The organism is Agrobacterium sp. LEGMi-208b (assembly GCF_059511785.1).
Map to the genome: position 1 here is coordinate 2,675,711 of NZ_CM183445.1, position 18,048 is coordinate 2,693,758.

The following is an 18,048-nucleotide window of genomic DNA, read 5'->3' on the forward strand; positions in this document are numbered from 1 at the left end:
ATGGCCACTCAAAAAGTTCTCATCGCGGCCGAGGGCCGCACGGTCCACCTCCCGGACGGCTCCGTATGGCCGAAGGAAGGTTTGCCCGATCCGAAGACGCATTTCACGCGCCGGCGCATCGCTGACGGCGATCTAATCGAGACGACCGTACAGGTTGCCGAGCCGGAAGCACCGGCTGATCCGCCGCAGCTCGCCCAGATCGAGGCAACGACCGAAACCCCTGCCGAGACAAAGCGGTCTCCGGTGAAGAAGTCTGAAGGAGACAAGTAATGGATTTCAACGAAATCCCCGTCGATCGCCTTGAACCCGGTACGTTGATCGAGATCGGGCCGAACTATCGCAATGTCGGCATTCTGCCTTGGCCCGAACAGGCCTTCATCGTTGGCCAGAAGCTTGCCACCGGCACGCTTGCTGCCGGCGTGATCCAGGAAGTCACGCGCGCCGATCAGGCCGTGGCGCTTTTCGGCCGTGGTTCGATCGGCGCGGAACAGGTTGCCTACTTCAAGAAGGCGAACCGCAATACGCCGCTCTTCGTCATCGCTGCCGCAGACGCCGGCGGCGCGCTGAAGGCAACCGGCACCTTCACCTTTGCCGGCTCGCCCACCAGCTCCGTCGTCTTACGCTTCAAGATCGGCGGCCGGCAGGTGCGCATGACGGCACTGTCCAGCGATGCCGTCGCCGCACTGGCGACGAAGCTTGCCGCCGCGATCAATGCCGATCTCGACATGGTCGTGACCGCGACGGCCGTAGCCGGCGTCGTCACCGTCACGTCCCGCCACGGCGGTGAGGTCGGCAACGAGATCGATCTGCGCGTCGATACCAAAGTCCAGCCGCTCCCGGCCGGTCTCACCTGCACCGTGGTTGCCATGGCGGGCGGTTCCGGCAATCCGGACGTACAGCCGGCGCTTGATCTTCTTGCCAGCACCTGGGCAACCAAGCTCACCCATCCCTGGGCGGATGCGACCAACCTTGCCAAAACGGCCGAGTGGCTGCGGGTACGTTATCTCGCGACCTCGAAACTCGATTGCCATGGCTTCGTGTTCATGGGTGGCACCTACGGCCAGCTCACCACGTTCGGCAATCTGACCAACTCGCCTTTCCTCACCACGGCCGGCCTGAAGAAAAGCCCGACACCTTCCTGGGCGATGGCCGCCTCGGCAATGGGTATTGCGTCGTTCCATCTGACCAACGACCCGGCCCGCCAGTTGAAGTCGCTCGTTTTGCCGGGTGTCGAAGCGCCGGCCGAGGTGGATCAGTTCCTGGACGAGGAAAACGATCTGCTCTTGCGCAACGGCATTTCCACATTCGACTGCCTGTCGGACGGTGCGGTCACGATCTCGCGCATGATCACGACCTACAAGAAGACGACGCTCGATGTTGCCGATCGCGCCTGGCTCGACATCATGGTGCCGGTCACCATGAGCCGCATCCGTTATGACTGGTCGGTCTACGTCAACCTGATGTACCCGCGCTCCAAGCTCGTGGATGACGACAGCGATGCGTCCTTCGCCACCCGCCAGGATGATGACCAGGACCCTGGCACAGCTGTGGTGACGCCCAAGCGCATGGCCGGCTCCTGGGCGGCGCGATGCAAGCTTTACGGTGAGAAGGTCTGGATCGAGAACGTGCAGCGCACGCTCAAGGAAAGCGTCTTCCAGCGTTCCACGGACGATCGCAACCGGCTGGAAAGCCGCCAGCAGGTGGTCATCGTCGGCAATCTCATGGTCTTTGCCGGCCGTCTCGAATTTCAGGTCTAACAGGAGCTTTAAGCGATGACACAAGTATTGGGTCTCGTCGATATCATCTGGCGGGGGCGAAACATCCCCGTCGAGAAAGGCGCAAAGCTGCGCATCGGCGGCATCAAGAACAACGCGGTTACCTATGGCCGGAAGGTTGGCCGTGCCCAGGAGTATCAAGGGTCGCAGATCACCGCCACCACCAACCTCGAACGCGGCCAGAGCCTCGGCAACCTGTTGGACCCCGGCGAAGGGGAACTGCAGGTGCGTTGCGACACCGGCCAGACTTACGTGTTCAACGACGCGTTCCTTGTCGATGATCGGTCCGAGGTCACGGGCGGTGAAGGAGGCAAGATCGAACTCAAATGGGCCGCATCTTCGCCCGAGGAACTTCTCTGATGGGTACTACAATCAAGGTCGATCTCGACGAAGATAATCCTACCGGTGCGGAAACCCCTGCGCCTGCCGGCAATGTGACGGGTGCTGCGCCTCGCGCTGATTTCGTCGATGAAGATGCCGATCCCCGCGACAGGCTTCCGGAGCGGTCCGTCCAGAACGATGACGGCTCGGTTACGCTCCCGCTGTTGTATCCTCAAGTGATTGGCCGCAAGAAGGACGGCAAGACCTGGGAGGATAAATTTGAAAGCCTCACCTTCCATCGCCTGCGCGGCGCTGACCAACAGCGCATTGCGAGCGTCTCCGACGAAAAGCAGGTTGCCGTAGCCCTTGCCTGCTCGACGCGCCTTTCGCAGATGGTCATGGACAAGCTTTATGAAAAGCTCGACCTGGAAGACATCACAGACGCCGGCCGGGTGCTCAACCATTTTTTGACGAGTGGCCGCAAGACTGGCCGGTAATGATTGGCGGCCTCGCTGACGGCTCCGGCTTCAGCGCGGCCGAGATCGACGACATGACGATCAATCAGGTGCGGTTCTGGTGGAACTGCATCATGTCCTACCGAAAACATGTGAATGACCTTGCCCAAGGCTAGTTCAGGCCCCGCCCGCTAAGGCGGGCCTGAACCTCGCGCGCGCATGCGCGTACGTTGCCGCCAGATTGGAGCGGCGCGCGCATGGCCAACCGGAACATGAACCTTGATGTCATCGTTCGGCTCAAGGACCTCTTGAGTGGGCCTTTACGCGGCCTTAAGGGCGCTCTCGAAGGCATTTCGAATGCCGCCCGCAAGATCGGCATCGTGGGTGCCGCCATTGCCGGCATCTCTTTTCTCGGCCCCATGCAGGAGGCCGCAGCTTTTCAGCAGCAACTGATCGACATAGCCGGAACGTCAAATCTGACGGGACAGGCGGCCTTTGCCTTTGTCGATCAGTCCAAGGCGAAATTTGAGCAGCTCGCCCTCGATGTCGGCCAGCTCTCCGATACCGTCGCCCGAGGCGCGGGGCAGATGATCGCGGCCGGTGTCGATAACGGGCTGGTAGACCGCTCGATCGGTTCGATCAGCCGCGCCGCAACCGCCGCCAATGCCGAGATGAACGACATGGCGTCCGTTGCCACGTCGTTGCTCACCACACTGAAGCTGCCTGCCGAGCAGCTGGACGATGCTATGGGCGCACTCGTCACGGCCGGCAAGCTCGGTTCCTTCGAGCTGAAGGACATGTCGCGCTACTTCCCGACGCTGACCGGCCAGATGGCAAAGTTCGGTGTGACCGGCCGCGAGGCGGTCAACTTCCTCGGCGCTGCCCTTCAGGTCGCCCGCAAGGGTACATCCGACCCGGCCGAGGCCGCCAACAACCTGAAAAACTTCCTGTCGAAAGTACTGGCCCCGACCACGGTCAAGAACTTTGCTGATATGGGCGTCGATATCCAGGGCGTGATGCAGGACGCGGTGACGAAGGGCATCAACCCGATCGAAGCCGTTGTGCAGAAGATCACCAAGCTGACCGGCGTTTCCAGCAAGGAAATTCAGGGGCTGATGGGCAAGGCGAAGGCCGCAGGCATGTCCGATGCGGATGCCCTGGCGACCGTGCGCGAGCAGCTCGAAAAGATTTACGGCGCTGGCAAGCTCGGCGAACTGTTCTCCGACATGCAGGTGATGGACTTCCTGATCCCGATGCTCGGCAACATCGACGAATACAAGTCGATCAAGGATGAAGTCGCCAAGGCGACGGGGAGCGCCATCGATGCCGACTTCGAAACCCAGATGATGGGCCTCAATCGCCAGCTCAACATCTTCCGCGAGATCGGCACGCAGGCATCCCGCGAAGTCGGCCTTGCCTTCGGTACCTGGATGCCGACGATCAACGGTTATCTGATGGACGGCCTCAAGTGGGTTCGCGAGTTTGATGCCGCGACGGGCGGCATGGTCAAACAGGGTCTCGCCTTTGCGGGCGTTGCTGTGCTTGCGACGGCCGGCCTTGGCGTTCTCGGCGTTGTATTGCCAGCGATCGGCGCGGGCCTGTCGGTTCTGGCTGCACTGTTCAGCCCGGTCGGTATCGCGCTGGCAGGCATCGCAGCGGCTGGTGCGTATATCTATCAAAACTGGTCAAGCTACGCGCCTCGTCTTTCTCGCATGTGGGATCGGCTTGGCGATGCCTGGGGAACCATTCGCCAGAAAGCCTCGCAAGCAGTCCCGCACCTGCGCAATATCGGTAATCAGGTCATGGGTGTTGCCCGCGATCTGGCTGGTCGCTACGGTCCCATTATCCGCGCCGGTCTTGGTACTGCGCTCGATGACGTGGCGGCCGGCTGGCAGAACCTGAAGAAGCTCATGTCCGGATTTGCCGAGGGCCTCGATCTGAAGATCGATCTATCCGGCCTGACGATCGACGATGCCAAACTCGCCGCCTTCCGTGGTCTCGACATTGCGCTCGATGGCATTGCCAAAGCGTGGCAAGGGCTGAAGGATTTTGGCGCAGGTTTTGCGCCATGGCTGGAGCCGATCGGAAAGGCTGCCGGCGGGGCAGTGAGATCGATCGGCGGCATTGCCACAGGGTTCCTGCGTCTCGCGGCAGCAATCCGTGATCTTGTCGGCCTCGGCGAAGGCGGCAGGCTACAGGGCATCATGGGCTTCCTCGGAGACCTTGCTGGCAAGACGGTTCTCGCGGCATTCTTGGCTCTGGAAAACTTTGCGAAGGCCATCGAGTGGGTAGTGAAGGGTATCGCGTCGCTGGTCGAAGCCATCAATCGTGGTATCGACTGGAAAGCGCTGATGCCGGACGGCATCGCCGATGCCTGGAATAGTGTTGCTTCGGCGCTTGAGCGTGTGAAAGCCGCCCTTAGCGTTGAAGGTGTTTCAAACGCACTTGGGGTCTCAGGTCAGCGTAACATGACCCGTTTTGGCCGCAACAGCATGCTGCCCGCCAACCAGAACGCCGCACTGCCAGCACAGGCATCGCCGACCGCACCGGCCGTGCCGCAACAGCTCAACGTCAAAACCGAGGCCAAGGTTGTTGTCGAAGGCCCCGGCAAGGTGACGGGTCAGACCACGACCGTCACGTCACCGTCGTCGAACATCAACACTGGCGTTGCGGTCGGGAGGGATTGATGCTGCTCGACAGTCTCAACGCCGCTGAAGGGCTACTGCCGGGCGTTTTTCGCGGTATTCCTATCTCCATTATCGATGTGTCCAGCGACCACGGACGGCGGGTTCTCGAATACCTTTATCCCGGCGTCGATCCAGCCGACTATGACGATTTCGGCGTTGGTCCATCAGGCATCAGTATTGAAGCGCTTTATGTCGGTGACGATTATCGTGTGCGTGCGAAGCTGTTGTCCAAGGCCTTTGAAACGCCTGGATCAGCGCTTCTTATTCACCCGTGGCTTGGCCCGATGCAGGTCATCTGGGAAGAACCGGCGCAAATCCGTTTTTCTGAACGGGAGTTGCGGGTATTCCGGGTTTCGGCGCGGTTCAAGCGCGCGCCGGCATCGTCGGTGTCCGGCTTTTCTGGAAGCGTGTTGCCCTCGGCGCTGTCGAGCTTCACCAGCGCCGTGACATCGCTTGCCATCTTGATCGGTTCGGCGGTTATCTCAACCGTCCGCACCTCGGCGTCCATTCGTAGCCGTCGTGTCATCGCGTCGATGGCCGATTCGATTGCGGCGCGTCCGGATGCCCGCTCGGCCGTCAGTCAGATACGTTCAGCGCTGGCTGCATCTTCGCCGTCCTCGCCCATTGCGTTGAACGCGTGGGCCAGCTCGGCCGCGTCAGTCATCGCGCAGACGATCGACGTGCCAGCCGTCGCCCCTGCGACCACGATCGCCACCACAAAGGCGAGCGCCCAGGCGCTGATGAGCGCCGGCCTTTCCATCGCAACAGGATTGCTGAAGGAAGCGGGCAAGGCACCGTCTGCAATTGACGCCTTGTTGCTGGCTGGTGCTGCCGGCCAGTTCATAGCGGCGTCGGCCGGGCAGTCCTCCTATGCTGACTTTGTATCCCGACAGGAGGCGCTCCGTTATCGCGCCGCCATGACCTCGGTTCTGGTCTCATTCATCGACCAGGTCGAACAGCAAGCACCGGCGACCACGCAGGCCGCCAGTTCGGCCGCTTCTTCATCCGCACGATCGTTGATTGCTGCGATCGTCTCCGATCTCAACGAGGTCATCGGACGCCTGCCATCCGTACGCCGCCTGTCCGTAACCCGCGATACCGACGCATGGCTCATCGCACAGCATCTGTCGGGCGATACGCCGGCACGCCTAGAAGCGGTCTATGCCGACCTCGTCGCGCGCAATGATCCGTCACACCCTGCGCAACTGCCTGCCGGCGATGTCGAGTTTCTGGAGCGTAGCTGATGGCGAAAAGCATCAAGCTCTTTCTCGATGGCGTGGCCTATGACCAGTGGACCTCGGGAGAGGTCACCCGCGACCTGAAGGACTTTTCCGGAAGCTTCAGCTTCACGTTCCGTGATGGCTACGCATCGGCCGCCACATTGCCTTATACCGTAGGCAAGAAGCTTCCCCGCCTGCGCAATCAGATGCTGGCGAAGATCATGATCGGCAAGCGCACGGTGCTTGTCGGCTACGTCGAGCAAATCGCCTACGATGTCGGCTACGGGAACGCCGAGGTGACGATCTCAGGCCGCGACAAGACTGGCGATCTGATCGACTGCTCCGCACTGGCGGAAGGTCCGGCCGAGCTGAAAGGCGTCAAGCTGGAGGACGCTGCTGCCAAGATCGCCGAGCCGTTCGGCCTCAAGGTCCGCACTGAGGTGGACACCGGTGACACCTTCGACCGGTATTCGATCGACCTTGGCGAGACCGCCTTTTCCGCGATCGAGAAAGGATCGAGGCAACGCAGTGTGCTCATCCTTTCGGATGGCGTTGGCAATATCGTCATCACCCGAACGGGCAAGACGCGCGCACCCGATGGGATTAGCCTGCCGGGTAACGTCATGGCTGTCAGCGCATCCTTCAGCACGGCAAAGCGCCACAGCAAAACTGTCGTGCGCGGCCAGTCCGAGCGATCCGGCAAGGCCCGTAGCGCCGCCTCCCTGGACACAACAGCCGAACCGATCGGCACAGACAGCCGCAGTGATGGCGATGGCTCAGCCCGCGAGCGGGAGCGCAAGGGAACCGTTGCAACCGGCCGCGCCGAGGACAGCGAAATCAAGCGCTACCGGCCCAAAGTCCATCTTGCCAGGAGCAAGGCTGGGGCGGACAGCGCCCAGGACGAAGCCGACTGGCGCAATCGCACGTCCCGTGCTGGAGGTGACGAGCAGACCTACACGGTCAAAGGCCACGAAGCGAACGGTGAGCTTTGGACGGTCAACCAGGTGGTTGCCGTGTCGGATGCTTTCCTCGACATCGAGCGCGATCTGCTGATCTCGGCCGTGCGTTATGCGGAGGCTGACAAAATCACCACGGATATCTCCGTCTGCTCGGCCGAGGCATTCGACAAGGAGCCGGTCGGCAAACGCCGGACCAATAAGACCGGTAAGAGCAAGGCCAAAAAGACTACCGGGCCGCTCGATGGAAAGGCCGAGGCACTATGAGCGAGATCGTCAACAAGCTGCGCGGCCTCGTCCGCCGCGTCACTGTGAAAGACATCAAGGATGATGGCCAGATGCAGACGGCCTCGGCCGAGGTCGCGGAAGGCGTTTGGCGCAACGATCTCGAAGTGATGCTGCCTTACGGCCTCCTGTCTGTTCCGGATGATGACGGCGCAGTTGGCGTAGCGCTGGCGATCGGCGGCGACGAGGGCGACATGGTGATCCTGCCGCTCGCCAACCCCTCGCAACGCATGGGTGGTCTCAGTAAAGGTGATGTCGGTATCGCCAACAAGTTCGGCGATCGCATGATCATCAAAGCCAGCGGCGGCATCAACGTGCAGGCCGCCAGTTCCATCACTTTTAAAGTCGGCGGCGTGACGATGATACTCGACGCCTCCGGGTTGAGCGTCGAAGGCGGCAGCATCAAGCATGACGGCGTCGTGATCGACAAGACGCACAAGCACACGGGTGTTGTGCCAGGCGGCGGCATCAGTGACGCGCCTGTTGGCGACTGACCGCCCGCCACGGCGGGCCTGATCAGGCTTGCGCGCGCGCGATAATTTCGCGCCCATGACAGGATTTCTCGACCTTGCCCTGACCTATGACGCCACGCGGCGCTGCTGCGATCTGGTGCTCGATGACGAATTCAATCTCGTGGTCGACGAAACTCCGATCACCCCGATCCTGCTTTCTGTCGGCGTCGATCGTCGCGCCTCTCCGGATGACGAGCTGCCGGAAGGCCGCTCTCAGTTCCTTGCGCCCGCCTCCTTTTCCGAACGCCGTGGCGCGTTGCTTGACGGCCTCAATGCTGCCGGCGACATGTCCGGTTGCAAGCTCTGGCTTCTGGAGCGCGCCAAGGAAACCGAGATCACACGCCAGCTCGCTGAATATTACCTTGCCGAGGGGCTTGCCTGGGCGGAGACGGAAACCGGCACGCCAGCGGAAATCGAAGTCTGGTGGCTGCGTGCCGGCGTGCTTGCCTATCGTGTCCTGGTCGAGGATGTCACGCTCGAACTGACGCGGAAGGTGGCGTAATGGTCTGGCCTGTCCCTGCTGCGAAAACCATCTTTTCCCGCCTCGCTGCCGCCTCGGAAGTAATCCTGCTCGGTATCTATCCGCAGGGAGACGTGAAGGCGATTTCGCGTGCCGTCCGTTCTGCGCGCGGCATGTTTGCCGTGATCTGGAGCGCCGTTGCCCCAGAGGTCCGCGAAACCCATGATCATGTCGCATGGTGGGCGCGGCAATGGATGCCCGATAGCGCCGACGACGAAACAATGATCCTGCGGCACGCCTCGATCTGGGGCGTTGAACCACGCGCGGCCACAAAGGCGGTCGGAGCGGTCACGGTCGAAGGTGTCGCTGGAACCGTGCTGGCATCCGGCATCGTACTGACATCGACGGCGACCAACACGTATGTGACCACGTCGGGCGGCACGATCGCCCCCGGAGGCACAGTCATTGTCACGGCCGAGGCGGTCACGGCCGGCAGCGCCGGCAATCTGGAAAGCGGTGTGCAGCTTGCCACGGTTGCCGCCTATCCCGAGATTTCGAAAATCACGGTTGCCACCGCCTTCGCAGGTGGCGCTGACGATGAGACGCCGGAAGAAGTACAGGTGCGATATCTTCAGCGCATCCGCGAACCGCCCATGGGTGGCTCTTCCGCAGACTACAAGGCATGGGTCGGCAACGTCGCTAGCGTCTACGCGGTCAAGGTCGTGGAAGACTGGATCGGTCGCGGTTCCGTGGGCCTCGTCATCGCTCTGAAGAATGATGACGGCACGCCCCGAGTTCCGACAGAACTGGAGCTGACCGCGATCGGCAGCTATATCGGCGCTCAGGGTAGCCAGACTGGCGTCCGGCCCGTCACGGCCCGCATCATACCCTTGGCGGCCGAGCTGGTGGAAGTGCCGGCAAGCGTTCGCCTTCGTCCGGATGGCGCAATGACCAGGGCGGCAGTGCAGGCCGCCTATGATCGCTTCATCGCCACGATCGGCGACGAGGACGACATCGAGAACGAAGGCCCGATCGGCGCCACCATCGAGCCGTCACGAATTTCGGAAGCGATCTCGGCCGCAGACGGCGAATATTCTCATGATCTGACCGTCCCCGCCGCTCGATACACGCTTGACATCAAGGCTTGCCCCGTCGCCACCGCCATCACCTGGCTGAATTAAGGAGGCCTTGAGACATGTCCAGGACCTCTTCAACGATCCTTCAAAGCCTGTTTGCGAAACTGCCGATCGGCTGGGCGTTATGGTATCGCGACGGTGTGATGCGCGTGATCCTCGGCGCGATCGCCGAGGCCATTGCAGACGCCGAGGCAGCGGCCCAGGCGATGATGAACGAAACGGACCCGCGCCTGGCGGACAAGTTACTTTCGGATTTCGAGCGCTGCCTTGGGCCTGATCCCTGCGGCCGCGACAAAGACGGCCTGACCGTACAGCAGCGCCGCCAGCTGGCGTTCCAGCGCTGGACCGCCCGAGGTGGCCAGTCGATCCCATATTTCGTTTCGGTTGCCGCCGCCCTTGGTGTCACCATCACGGTGGAGGAATTCTGGCCATCGAGGGCGGGCGTGCTGCGCGCCGGCCAGCGCCTTCGTCCGGAAGGGTCGCAGTTCGTCTGGCGCGTCAACATCCCCGGCCTGATCACAGTCACCAATTTCAAGGCGGGCGCAAGCCGTGCCGGTCATCGGCTCGGCTCATTCGAGGTCTCGGCGATCGAATGCGTTCTGCGGCGCTACAAGCCGGCTCACACTCAACTCGTTTTCAAGTACGGAGAAGCCTGATGGATCGCATCAACGGCGCTGACACTATCGATATCGGCGGCGGTCGTCGCGGCTTCCGCGATGAAAACCTCGTTGCCGGCGCATCTGGCACGGAGGTGACCGCTCTCTTTCTCAATATGACGCAGGAAGAAATCCTGAAAGTTATCACTGAGGCCGGCCTTGCCCCCAGTGAAGGCGATTGGACGCAGCTCTGGCAGGCACTTCAAATCTTGGGCCTCGCACCCGATCGAGGCCGGCGCTGGCTTGCTGTCAACTCGATGACGCTTTCGAGTGCACCGGGCGCGCCTACAGTGGGTGATGCATATCTCGTGCCTGTAGGTGCCACGGGCATCTGGGCGGGAAATGTCGGCAAGATCGCCGTGTGGTTCGGTTCTGGCTGGACTTACTTGACCCCGACAGACGGTCATGGCGTCAGTCTGCCAGACGGTCGGGTGTTCGAGAGGATCGCTGGCACCTACGTGGAAAAGCTGGCGATCGATACGCAGTCCGGCAAGTGGAGGTCCGCCGTTGCCGGAGGAACGGCCGATGCCATAACCGCGTCCTTCTCCCCCGCTATCCTGTTGTTGGTCGATGGTCTGAGTGTGCGGGTCCGCGCGTCAGCAGCCAACGCGACAACAATCCCTACATTTACGCCCAACTCGGGTCTTATCGCTGCGGCCCCCATCAAAAAGGGCGCAAATCTAAATCTGGCCCCCGGTGATGTTTCGGCCGGCTACTGGATGGATTTGACTTACGATCTGTCCTCCAACGTGTGGATTTTGAAGAACCCCGCGACAGGGGTCATCCCCCAACAACTGCATCAGGTGTCCGCCTCCGTCGCGGCAAACGCGCTGACGTTAGGATGGGCTGGTGGTAATCTTTCGTTCCGGTCAGCGTCTGCCGCAAACGGCTCAGTATCGTCTGTAAGTGCCAACCCGCTGTCTCTCACAGTTCCGGCGGGCGCTACTCTTGGAACAGTCAGCGGCGTCATTTCCCAGGTTCTGATTCTTGTCCTCTATAATGGCGGGAACCCCACTCTTGGGATTGTCCACGCCACGACGACAGGAAGCCTGAACCTGGACGAAACCGGGGTGATATCTTCTTCCGCAATTGGTGGCGGTGCAAATTCGGCCAACGTCGTTTATTCCGCCGCCCCGGTCGCCAACAGTCCCTACCGAGTAGTGGGGTATGCCCTCATTACGCAAACCACGCCGGGTCAGTGGGCGTCTCCCCCGTCAATGGTTCAACCCATGGGGTCCGTCAGCATTTTGAGCCTGGTGTCTACTGCAGCCGGCTTTTCTTCTGCTTTCGGACCGACGGGATATCAGAAACTGCCCACGGGGCAGATATTTCAATGGGGATTTGTCACCAACACCGGATCGCAATCAAGCGGTTCTGGGTCATTCCCCATTGCGTTTCCGAACGGGTGCAGGGGCGTGTTTGGGAGCCGATCGGCAACGAACTCCGCCACATACTCACTGTCATTCAACTGGGGTTCTTCCGGGTTCGGGTGGTACGATAGTGGGTCGTCTTTCCCGTCATTCGGCTGGTTCGCTATAGGCAATTGAGGATTGATCATGGGACAGAAATACGCAGCTTATGATGAAGCCGGGAAAATCGTTGGGTTTTACGACAGCATCGACAGTCCGGTTCCTGATGGCTTGGACACCATTGAAATTACGGACGCCGAGTGGCTGGCCTGCTTGGCGACAGAGGGCTATTCCGTACTTGATGGGCATCTTTCGCCACCGTCGCCACCGACTGAAGCCGAACTTTTAGCCCATGCAAAGAGTAACAGGATAGCTGAACTCACCGTCGCCTGCGAAACAGCGATCGTGGGCGGCTATCGATCAGACGCTCTCGGCGCGGCTCACACCTACCCGTCCAAAATCAAAGACCAGATCAATATGATGGGTTCTGTGTCGGACAGCTTGCTGCCCAACCCGCCGTCCGACTGGCAGACGCCTTTCTGGGTCAGCGACGAGGCCGGCGTTTGGACTTGGAAAATGCACAGCGCGGCCCAAATCCAGCAGGCTGGGCGAGATGGTAAAGCGCATGTCGTCAGGTGCCAGACGCTGCTCGCTGAGCTGACCGTAAGCGTTCTGGCCGCGACGACGGCCGAGGCCGTTACATCCATTGTCTGGCCTGAAGGAGGCAACGCATGATCAGGCTTACCACCACCGACACAACCATCGAAAGTAACGCCTGGACGCCGGCAGACGAGACTTACCTTCAGATCGCTGCAACCAGCGACCAGACCACCGTGGACGTTCAGGCGCGTGTTTCTGCCGATGCGGGTTGGGTAACCGTCGCCACCCTGCACCGCACGTCCACGCCGATTGTCCGGATCGCCAAGCTGCCGAGCCTACGCCTGGTCGCTCGTAACAACCCCGCCAGCAAGACGCTAACTGTTTGGGACAACAGCTGATGCAGTCGGCGAGCCTGCCCCTTGTCCTGCCACAGAGCGGCCCTTTAGCCCTACCGGCCAATGAGCGCGACTTTTTCTCGGTTGATAAGGTCAGCTCGGCTTTCGGCCCTCTAAAAACGAGGCTGGAAGGCGGCTACAACGTCAACATTTTCGCCAACACCGACAGTACCGGCCATTCCGAATACGGCCCCTACTACAAGTTCGCGCTCGCTCTTGGCGATCTCCACAATGCGACGGTCATCATGCACCGGTGGGCGGAATGGGGTGGCTCTTCTGCCAATGGTCCGAAGGAGTACGCCGCGCCGGTTGTCCTTCGAAGTGGCACGTCTCAAACAATCGATTTCTGGCTTGCCTCTCTCCCTGGACAGGTTGCCGGCTGTATGTTCGAAACATCGCGCAAAGCGGCAGCGATCGACGCCATCCCGAAACCCGATCTGGCTATAACCCACCATGGCCACAACATGTCCTCGTTTGAGACGCCCGGCAATGACCTCGCTTATGGTCGCGGCCTGTTCTGGTCGATAATCGGTCTCATTAGCTGGCAGTGGAAAGGCGTTCCGCAAGTCCTGACAACACAGAACCCATGGCGCGATAACGCTGGCTACGCGAACGTTTACAACGCCATTATGGGCGTTTCGTCGGCATTCCCGAGCCTCACTATTGTGAATAGCCACAAGCTCTTCATTGATGCCGGAAAACCCGCAAGCCTCTACCGAACCGGCGAAGCGACGCCAGTTGTTCATCCTTCCGACACGCAGGCCAATTCGGCAGGTGCGCAACTGGTAGCGGATGCGCTAATGGCAGAATACAGAAAGGCCCGAAAGGTCGCTTTTGAAACTGTAAGCTGGATGGAATTGCCGATCGGAACCAATCTGTTCGTCAACGGCGATCTGTCTAACTGGACTGGAAGCGTGCCGGTCAATTTCCAGAATGTCGCGGGCAACATCACCACGAAGGACATCGATGCAGGCAACATTTTCCCGGGCGCGGGGGCGGCTTGGTCGGCCAAACTGGCACCTGCCGCTTCGAATGGTCAGTTTTCAAAAATCCAGAACAGCTTCGACGCTACCGAGCGAGGGTCAATGGCGGCTAAAAACATCACTGCCATCATGCTTGTGAAGGCAAACCCGCTGCAAAGGACGCCATATAACAGCCTCGTTACCATGTCGAACGGATTTCTTCGCACATTCGCAGGCGGTGGGTTGATGTGGGGTGCACCCCAGGCAGGCGGGTGGATGCCAATCGTTCACGCGGGTGTTCCATGCGATCCAGCCAACAATGACGCCAACTCCAGCTACGGAGTGGCCCCCGGCTTCGGTGCCACCGCGCCGGCAACGGTGGAACCCGCATGGCTTCAGCGGTGTGTGATCATTGAGGGGCTTGTACCACGTCTGGGGCTGGTGAGGCCGGCCGTTTGATATGACGGGAAGCTTCGCCCTCTGTACGGGATATCCCGAACTCGCTACAACCGCGTAGTTGTCAGCGCTGGTGGGGTACAAAATGACGCTCTTTCTCATGTTCATCTGGATATTGGCCTGCGGTTTTATGTTGCTGCCTTTTAAGAGACGCAGTTGGCTGCTCTTGGCCGTTGTTGCGGTACCGCTGGGCGCAGCGGCAGATGATGCCGCAATCCATGCAGTGCAGGCTACGCCAGCATCCGCCATCTGTTTGCCGATGCTCGAGCTCCAAAAATATTCCGTCGATGAGAATGGCTTTATCGTCAACAATTTTTCAGTCAGAGAGGTAAAGGACACTCTCTCTGGTATGATCCAGATGGAGACCACTTATTCGATCGCCAACCGAAGTTCAGAAGCGGTCCGCGTTTCCGGTGATTTTGTTTTCTTAGACAGCGAGAACCGCATTCTCGCCGCGATGAATGCCGGCCCCTACGAAGCATGGGTCGATCTAGCAACGACCACAAAAGGTAGAGGCCAAACTTTTGTTAATGCCGGGACCGTTGCGACGGTCTCTACCGTTTGCCTGAGGCTCTTTGGCACGTTTCCTGACAAATGAATTTAGGCCCTTTTGATAAGCCCTTTAGCCAGCCTTACAAGATCACCTTTGCATTCCATTGATCTGCGAATTTGTTGCCAAATGTTGTTGCGCTCCGCGCCATTCGATTTTGCGCGCTACATCAAGGCCGGAATGACGGAGTTATGGATACAACCCATAATCCGACGCGTCACATGCGCACAAAAAAAGACCGGCCCGAAGGCCGGTGAAAAAGACTGCCTTATCGGGGGGATATCGGCGTCTTTGCAAGGGCATGCAATGGGAAAACGATCCCACGGAGTGGTCCATCCGGCGCGGATAGCGGCAAAAGACATCGCGCCGTACTGACCTGCGGCCAACATGGCTTGCCGCGCTCTTCTGATACGCTATGAGCGTCACATGTTTGTGACAACGGCCCCCGGGAGCCTGCTTTCATGCCCCCTGTTTCAGAGCTGATGATCTTTGCTGCGGCGCTTGCGGCGGCGGGTGTGGTTGCAGGCCTTTTGGCGGGGCTGTTCGGCATTGGCGGCGGCGCGGTGCTGGTGCCCGTCTTCTACCAGGTCTTCGGGCTTCTGGATGTGCCCGACGCGGTGCGCATGCATCTTTCGCTCGGCACGTCGCTTGCAATCATCGTGCCCACCTCCATCCGCTCGTTCCTGACGCATCGCCAGAAAGGCGCGGTCGATGTCGATCTGCTGAAGGGCTGGATCGTCGCCGTGCCGCTCGGCACCATCCTCGCCTCCGTCGTCGCCGCCTATGCTTCCAGCGTCGCGCTCCGTCTGATCTTCGCCTTCATCGCACTGGCGCTCGCCTTCCGGATGATCTTCAACCGCGCGAGTTGGCATCTCGGTTCCGACCTGCCGAAAAATCCGGGCCGTTTTCTGGTCGGCACCGGCATTGGGCTCTTTTCCGGCCTGATGGGCGTGGGCGGTGGGGTGATGAACAATACCTTCATGACGCTCTACGGACGCACCATCCATCAGGCGGTCGCAACCTCTTCCGGTGTCGGCGTGCTGATTTCGCTGCCGGGCCTTCTGGGTTACATCTGGGCCGGCTGGGGTGAACCGGGCCTGCCGCCTTTTTCCACCGGCTTTATCAACTGGATCGCCGTGGTGCTGCTGATCCCCCTTACCCTCGTGGTCGCGCCCTATGGGGCACGGCTGGCGCACGCGCTCAGCAAGAAGCAGCTGGAGCGGGCTTTCGGGCTGTTTCTGGTCTTCGTCGCGGCGCAGTTTTTCTATAGCGTCTACGGCTGATTTTCCTTAATCGCCGAACGCAGTGTTCAGCCCGTCGGACTGGCATTTGCGCATTCTACGGCCTATATGGCGTGCATCTTACTCGGTTTTTCGAAAGATTCGCCATGAATGCCATTGTTTCGATACGGAATCTGACAAAATCCTACGCAAATGGCTTTCAGGCGCTCAGAGGTGTCAGCCTCGATATCAGGGAAGGGGAAATCCTCGCCCTTCTGGGTCCGAATGGCGCCGGCAAGACGACGCTGATTTCCATCGTCTGCGGTCTCGTCAATCCGGGTGAAGGTTCGGTGCTCGTCGGCGGGCACGACGTGGTGAAGGATTTTCGCCAGACCCGCGCCCTGATCGGCCTCGTGCCGCAGGAGCTGACGACCGACCAGTTCGAGACGGTGTGGAACACCGTCAGCTTTTCGCGCGGCCTGCACGGACAGAAAAAGAACCCGGAACTGATCGAGCGCATCCTCAAATCCCTGTCGCTGTGGAACAAAAAGGACAATATGCTGCGGGAGCTTTCCGGCGGCATGAAACGGCGTGTGCTGATTGCCAAGGCGCTGGCGCATGAGCCAAAGGTGCTCTTCCTCGACGAGCCGACCGCCGGTGTGGATGTGACCCTGCGCCGTGACATGTGGAATGTCGTCTCCGAGCTGCGCGCCAAGGGCGTCACCATCATTCTCACGACGCATTATATCGAAGAGGCGGAAGAGATCGCCGACCGGGTGGGCGTCATCAATGGCGGCGAATTGCTTCTGGTGGAAGAAAAGACGGCGCTGATGAAGAAACTCGGCCGCAAGCAGCTTTTCCTCGAGCTTTCCCAGCCAGTGCAGGCATTGCCGGAAAGCCTCGCGCCCTTCGGCCTTAGCCTTTCCGAGGACGGCTGCACCATTACTTATGAAATCGAGGATAATGGCGAGCAGAGCCGCATTGCCGATGTTCTGAATGCCCTTTTCGCCGCCAACATCCATTTCAAGGATATTTCCACGCGGCAAAGCTCGCTTGAGGATATCTTCGTTTCGCTGGTCGGAGGCCAGAAATGAATTTCGAAGCCATCAAGTCCATCTATCTGTTCGAAATGGCGCGCACGCGTCGCACCCTGCTGCAGAGCGTGGTGTCGCCGGTCATTTCCACATCGCTTTATTTCATCGTGTTCGGAACCGCCATCGGTTCGCGGATTCAGGAGGTTGGCGGGGTTTCCTATGGCGCTTTCATAACGCCCGGCCTCATCATGCTGACACTTCTGACGCAATGTATCGGCAACGGCTCCTTCGGCATCTATTTCCCGAAATTCACCGGTACGGTCTATGAAATCCTCTCCGCCCCGGTGGCGATGACGGAAATTCTCGCCGGTTATGTCGGGGCGGCGGCGACCAAGGGGCTGATGATCGGCACGATCATCCTGATAACGGCGTCGTTCTTCGTGGATATCACCATTGCCCATCCATTCATGATGATCCTGTTCTTCGTGCTGACGGCCGTGAGTTTCAGCCTGTTCGGTTTCATCATCGGCATCTGGGCGACGAATTTCGAGCAGCTGAACCTCATTCCCATGCTGGTGGTGCCGCCTTTGACCTTCCTTGGCGGCAGCTTTTACTCCATCGACATGCTGCCGCCCTTCTGGCAGACGGTCAGCCATTTCAACCCGGTGCTTTATCTCATCAGCGGTTTCCGCTGGAGTTTTTATGAGATCGCCGACGTCAATCCCGTCATCAGCCTTGCGATGATCACGCTGTTTCTGGCGCTCTGCCTTGGCGTTGTGGGCTGGATGTTCAAGACGGGGTATCGGCTGCGCAACTGATCGCGGGGGTCACCTCCCTCATTCCTGTGCTTGTCACAGGAATCCAGCCGACGCGCGTCTGCGCGGCGGAAAGACTCCTTTCAGCCCAAGGACTTGGGCTGGCTGGATCCCTGTGACAGGCACAGGGATGAGGGAGATCGG

20 protein-coding genes are annotated in these 18,048 nt (G+C 60.1%); all 20 read left to right on the plus strand.

Annotation, left to right across the window (positions count from 1 at the left end; translation table 11 throughout):
- The 20 genes from AC5YUO_RS13070 to AC5YUO_RS13165 all read left to right on the plus strand — a co-directional run bounded on the left by AC5YUO_RS13070 (position 1) and on the right by AC5YUO_RS13165 (position 17,907).
- Positions 1-270 carry a DUF2635 domain-containing protein gene (locus AC5YUO_RS13070; protein WP_496153587.1) on the plus strand — a complete coding sequence of 90 codons (270 nt, stop codon included), beginning with the start codon at positions 1-3 and terminating at the stop codon, positions 268-270.
- Positions 270-1,757: a phage tail protein gene (locus tag AC5YUO_RS13075; protein WP_496153588.1), complete on the plus strand. Its 1,488-nt coding sequence runs from the start codon at positions 270-272 to the stop codon at positions 1,755-1,757. Before AC5YUO_RS13070 ends, AC5YUO_RS13075 begins: the two co-directional genes overlap by 1 nt.
- A gap of 15 nt (positions 1,758-1,772) precedes the next feature.
- On the plus strand, positions 1,773-2,135 hold the full coding sequence (locus AC5YUO_RS13080) for a phage tail tube protein (protein ID WP_496153589.1): 363 nt from the start codon (positions 1,773-1,775) through the stop codon (positions 2,133-2,135).
- Entirely contained in the window at positions 2,135-2,593 is a 459-nt protein-coding gene (locus AC5YUO_RS13085) for a hypothetical protein (protein WP_496153590.1), read from the plus strand. The genes AC5YUO_RS13080 and AC5YUO_RS13085 overlap by 1 nt, the downstream gene beginning before the upstream one ends.
- Positions 2,593-2,727 carry a hypothetical protein gene (locus tag AC5YUO_RS13090; RefSeq protein WP_496153591.1) on the plus strand — a complete coding sequence of 45 codons (135 nt, stop codon included), beginning with the start codon at positions 2,593-2,595 and terminating at the stop codon, positions 2,725-2,727. The genes AC5YUO_RS13085 and AC5YUO_RS13090 overlap by 1 nt, the downstream gene beginning before the upstream one ends.
- An 81-nt stretch (positions 2,728-2,808) precedes the next feature.
- The gene (locus AC5YUO_RS13095; protein ID WP_496153592.1) at positions 2,809-5,238 is read left to right on the plus strand and encodes a phage tail tape measure protein; all 2,430 of its coding nucleotides are present in this window, start codon (positions 2,809-2,811) and stop codon (positions 5,236-5,238) included.
- Complete coding sequence (locus tag AC5YUO_RS13100; protein WP_496154860.1) at positions 5,238-6,482, plus strand: DNA circularization N-terminal domain-containing protein; 1,245 nt, start codon at positions 5,238-5,240, stop codon at positions 6,480-6,482. Before AC5YUO_RS13095 ends, AC5YUO_RS13100 begins: the two co-directional genes overlap by 1 nt.
- On the plus strand, positions 6,482-7,681 hold the full coding sequence (locus tag AC5YUO_RS13105; protein WP_496153593.1) for a phage baseplate assembly protein: 1,200 nt from the start codon (positions 6,482-6,484) through the stop codon (positions 7,679-7,681). Before AC5YUO_RS13100 ends, AC5YUO_RS13105 begins: the two co-directional genes overlap by 1 nt.
- Positions 7,678-8,193: a phage baseplate assembly protein domain-containing protein gene (locus AC5YUO_RS13110; protein WP_496153594.1), complete on the plus strand. Its 516-nt coding sequence runs from the start codon at positions 7,678-7,680 to the stop codon at positions 8,191-8,193. The genes AC5YUO_RS13105 and AC5YUO_RS13110 overlap by 4 nt, the downstream gene beginning before the upstream one ends.
- 55 nt (positions 8,194-8,248) lie before the next feature.
- Positions 8,249-8,713 carry a phage GP46 family protein gene (locus tag AC5YUO_RS13115; RefSeq protein WP_496153595.1) on the plus strand — a complete coding sequence of 155 codons (465 nt, stop codon included), beginning with the start codon at positions 8,249-8,251 and terminating at the stop codon, positions 8,711-8,713.
- On the plus strand, positions 8,713-9,852 hold the full coding sequence (locus AC5YUO_RS13120) for a baseplate J/gp47 family protein (protein ID WP_496153596.1): 1,140 nt from the start codon (positions 8,713-8,715) through the stop codon (positions 9,850-9,852). The genes AC5YUO_RS13115 and AC5YUO_RS13120 overlap by 1 nt, the downstream gene beginning before the upstream one ends.
- Before the next feature lie 14 nt (positions 9,853-9,866).
- Positions 9,867-10,463 carry a YmfQ family protein gene (locus tag AC5YUO_RS13125; protein WP_496153597.1) on the plus strand — a complete coding sequence of 199 codons (597 nt, stop codon included), beginning with the start codon at positions 9,867-9,869 and terminating at the stop codon, positions 10,461-10,463.
- Complete coding sequence (locus AC5YUO_RS13130; RefSeq protein WP_496153598.1) at positions 10,463-12,010, plus strand: DUF2793 domain-containing protein; 1,548 nt, start codon at positions 10,463-10,465, stop codon at positions 12,008-12,010. The genes AC5YUO_RS13125 and AC5YUO_RS13130 overlap by 1 nt, the downstream gene beginning before the upstream one ends.
- A 9-nt stretch (positions 12,011-12,019) precedes the next feature.
- Positions 12,020-12,607, plus strand: a complete 588-nt coding sequence (locus tag AC5YUO_RS13135; protein WP_496153599.1) for a DUF4376 domain-containing protein — start codon at positions 12,020-12,022, stop codon at positions 12,605-12,607.
- Entirely contained in the window at positions 12,604-12,870 is a 267-nt protein-coding gene (locus AC5YUO_RS13140) for a hypothetical protein (RefSeq protein ID WP_496153600.1), read from the plus strand. The genes AC5YUO_RS13135 and AC5YUO_RS13140 overlap by 4 nt, the downstream gene beginning before the upstream one ends.
- Positions 12,870-14,288, plus strand: a complete 1,419-nt coding sequence (locus tag AC5YUO_RS13145) for an SGNH/GDSL hydrolase family protein (protein WP_496153601.1) — start codon at positions 12,870-12,872, stop codon at positions 14,286-14,288. The genes AC5YUO_RS13140 and AC5YUO_RS13145 overlap by 1 nt, the downstream gene beginning before the upstream one ends.
- Before the next feature lie 82 nt (positions 14,289-14,370).
- Positions 14,371-14,883 (plus strand): hypothetical protein, encoded by a 513-nt coding sequence (locus tag AC5YUO_RS13150; RefSeq protein WP_496153602.1) that lies wholly within the window; start codon positions 14,371-14,373, stop codon positions 14,881-14,883.
- A 413-nt stretch (positions 14,884-15,296) separates the two neighbouring features.
- Positions 15,297-16,118, plus strand: a complete 822-nt coding sequence (locus tag AC5YUO_RS13155; protein WP_496153603.1) for a sulfite exporter TauE/SafE family protein — start codon at positions 15,297-15,299, stop codon at positions 16,116-16,118.
- Between the two features lie 104 nt (positions 16,119-16,222).
- Positions 16,223-17,149 carry an ABC transporter ATP-binding protein gene (locus tag AC5YUO_RS13160; RefSeq protein ID WP_496153604.1) on the plus strand — a complete coding sequence of 309 codons (927 nt, stop codon included), beginning with the start codon at positions 16,223-16,225 and terminating at the stop codon, positions 17,147-17,149.
- Positions 17,146-17,907, plus strand: a complete 762-nt coding sequence (locus AC5YUO_RS13165) for an ABC transporter permease (protein WP_496153605.1) — start codon at positions 17,146-17,148, stop codon at positions 17,905-17,907. The genes AC5YUO_RS13160 and AC5YUO_RS13165 overlap by 4 nt, the downstream gene beginning before the upstream one ends.
- The last annotated feature ends 141 nt before the right edge of the window (positions 17,908-18,048 follow it).

What these genes read in the sequence shown, in the direction of transcription:
- AC5YUO_RS13070 (WP_496153587.1), top strand. Translation starts at nt 1, where the DNA reads ATGGCCACTCAAAAAGTTCTCATCGCGGCCGAGGGCCGCACGGTCCAC.
- AC5YUO_RS13075 (WP_496153588.1), top strand. Translation starts at nt 270, where the DNA reads ATGGATTTCAACGAAATCCCCGTCGATCGCCTTGAACCCGGTACGTTG.
- AC5YUO_RS13080 (WP_496153589.1), top strand. Translation starts at nt 1,773, where the DNA reads ATGACACAAGTATTGGGTCTCGTCGATATCATCTGGCGGGGGCGAAAC.
- AC5YUO_RS13085 (WP_496153590.1), top strand. Translation starts at nt 2,135, where the DNA reads ATGGGTACTACAATCAAGGTCGATCTCGACGAAGATAATCCTACCGGT.
- AC5YUO_RS13090 (WP_496153591.1), top strand. Translation starts at nt 2,593, where the DNA reads ATGATTGGCGGCCTCGCTGACGGCTCCGGCTTCAGCGCGGCCGAGATC.
- AC5YUO_RS13095 (WP_496153592.1), top strand. Translation starts at nt 2,809, where the DNA reads ATGGCCAACCGGAACATGAACCTTGATGTCATCGTTCGGCTCAAGGAC.
- AC5YUO_RS13100 (WP_496154860.1), top strand. Translation starts at nt 5,238, where the DNA reads ATGCTGCTCGACAGTCTCAACGCCGCTGAAGGGCTACTGCCGGGCGTT.
- AC5YUO_RS13105 (WP_496153593.1), top strand. Translation starts at nt 6,482, where the DNA reads ATGGCGAAAAGCATCAAGCTCTTTCTCGATGGCGTGGCCTATGACCAG.
- AC5YUO_RS13110 (WP_496153594.1), top strand. Translation starts at nt 7,678, where the DNA reads ATGAGCGAGATCGTCAACAAGCTGCGCGGCCTCGTCCGCCGCGTCACT.
- AC5YUO_RS13115 (WP_496153595.1), top strand. Translation starts at nt 8,249, where the DNA reads ATGACAGGATTTCTCGACCTTGCCCTGACCTATGACGCCACGCGGCGC.
- AC5YUO_RS13120 (WP_496153596.1), top strand. Translation starts at nt 8,713, where the DNA reads ATGGTCTGGCCTGTCCCTGCTGCGAAAACCATCTTTTCCCGCCTCGCT.
- AC5YUO_RS13125 (WP_496153597.1), top strand. Translation starts at nt 9,867, where the DNA reads ATGTCCAGGACCTCTTCAACGATCCTTCAAAGCCTGTTTGCGAAACTG.
- AC5YUO_RS13130 (WP_496153598.1), top strand. Translation starts at nt 10,463, where the DNA reads ATGGATCGCATCAACGGCGCTGACACTATCGATATCGGCGGCGGTCGT.
- AC5YUO_RS13135 (WP_496153599.1), top strand. Translation starts at nt 12,020, where the DNA reads ATGGGACAGAAATACGCAGCTTATGATGAAGCCGGGAAAATCGTTGGG.
- AC5YUO_RS13140 (WP_496153600.1), top strand. Translation starts at nt 12,604, where the DNA reads ATGATCAGGCTTACCACCACCGACACAACCATCGAAAGTAACGCCTGG.
- AC5YUO_RS13145 (WP_496153601.1), top strand. Translation starts at nt 12,870, where the DNA reads ATGCAGTCGGCGAGCCTGCCCCTTGTCCTGCCACAGAGCGGCCCTTTA.
- AC5YUO_RS13150 (WP_496153602.1), top strand. Translation starts at nt 14,371, where the DNA reads ATGACGCTCTTTCTCATGTTCATCTGGATATTGGCCTGCGGTTTTATG.
- AC5YUO_RS13155 (WP_496153603.1), top strand. Translation starts at nt 15,297, where the DNA reads ATGCCCCCTGTTTCAGAGCTGATGATCTTTGCTGCGGCGCTTGCGGCG.
- AC5YUO_RS13160 (WP_496153604.1), top strand. Translation starts at nt 16,223, where the DNA reads ATGAATGCCATTGTTTCGATACGGAATCTGACAAAATCCTACGCAAAT.
- AC5YUO_RS13165 (WP_496153605.1), top strand. Translation starts at nt 17,146, where the DNA reads ATGAATTTCGAAGCCATCAAGTCCATCTATCTGTTCGAAATGGCGCGC.